The organism is Streptomyces kebangsaanensis (assembly GCF_001906585.1).
Taxonomy (GTDB): Bacteria; Actinomycetota; Actinomycetes; order Streptomycetales; family Streptomycetaceae; genus Streptomyces; species Streptomyces kebangsaanensis.
On the sequence record NZ_JUJA01000080.1, the window covers coordinates 40258 to 41376 of the forward strand.

The following is a 1119-nucleotide window of genomic DNA, read 5'->3' on the forward strand; positions in this document are numbered from 1 at the left end:
CCCGCCGCAAGGAGGCCGCCACCGCCCGCAAGATCCTCACCGCCCACAACCAGGCCGGCCGCATCAACCACGCCCTCGGCCAGCTGGGCATCGACCCCATCGTGCCCGCCAACGTTCAGGACGGCTTCCAGGTCCTCACCCCGGCCCTGCTCGTCGAGGCCGACCCCGAGGAGGAGCTGTACGCCGTCCACGCCGGCTGGGACGAGACCGAGCGCAAGGTCCGCCTCCTGCTCGGCCACTACTGGGGCGACGGCGGGTATCCCGGCCTGCGCCCCGGCCCCCTGGTCACCGGCCCCGACGACATAGCCAAGGCCCGCCACGAAGGCCCGACCGCCGAGCCGGCCAAGGACAACGCGCCGAGCTCGTGGGACCTGCGCAAGATCGCCGAGGAGGCCGCCAGGAACATCCCCAGCGACGTCACCTCCCACGACGCCGGCGAGATCACCCAGCTGCTCAGCGGCCTGGCCGCCGCAGTCCTGCACCTCGCCGACACCGTGTCCGGCACCTGCGGCCGTCCCTGACCCCACCAGCGAGCCGGGCCCCGCACCGCGAGGCCCGGCCCGAAGTCCACACCCGGAGGAAACCTTGGCCACGCGCGCCATCATCGCCCGCCCCACCGGCAGCGGCGGCTTCACCGGCCGCTACCTGCACCAGGACGGCAAACCCGACACCGCCGTAGGGCTGCTGCAGGACTTCGTCCTCAACGCACACGTCGGCGACGTCGAGGCCGCCACCCGCTTCCTGCTCGACGAGCACCCGAACGGCTGGCTCAACCTGCCCGCCTCCGACGGCGGCGGCGAGTGCTTCTGCCACAACGGCGACGGCTTGGACATGGGCCTGTTCACCGACCAGACGGACGGCGAAGGCGAATACGCCTACGTCCTGCACCCGGACCGGATCGAGGTCCTGGCCCGCGCCAGTGAAGGCTGGCAGACCATCCACACCACCGCTTGGAACTGACCTAGCACCTCCCTGATCGGCGCCCCGCCGCCCCGGCCGACCCCGGCCCGGACGGCGGGGCGCCGTCGTACCCGCACCCGAAGGAGCAACCGATGGATCAGCTCAACCTGTTCGCCGCCGCCGAGGAGACCGACGCCCCGGCGACGTTCACCGCCCGCC

General features: G+C 72.7%; 2 protein-coding genes. Both read left to right on the forward strand.

Features of this window, described 5'->3' with window-relative positions:
- On the forward strand, positions 1-521 hold a 521-nt coding region (locus RH94_RS12030), incomplete at its 5' end, for a hypothetical protein (RefSeq protein ID WP_073947601.1).
- A 64-nt stretch (positions 522-585) separates the two neighbouring features.
- Entirely contained in the window at positions 586-960 is a 375-nt protein-coding gene (locus tag RH94_RS12035; RefSeq protein WP_073947602.1) for a hypothetical protein, read from the forward strand.
- Positions 961-1119: the final 159 nt, after the last annotated feature.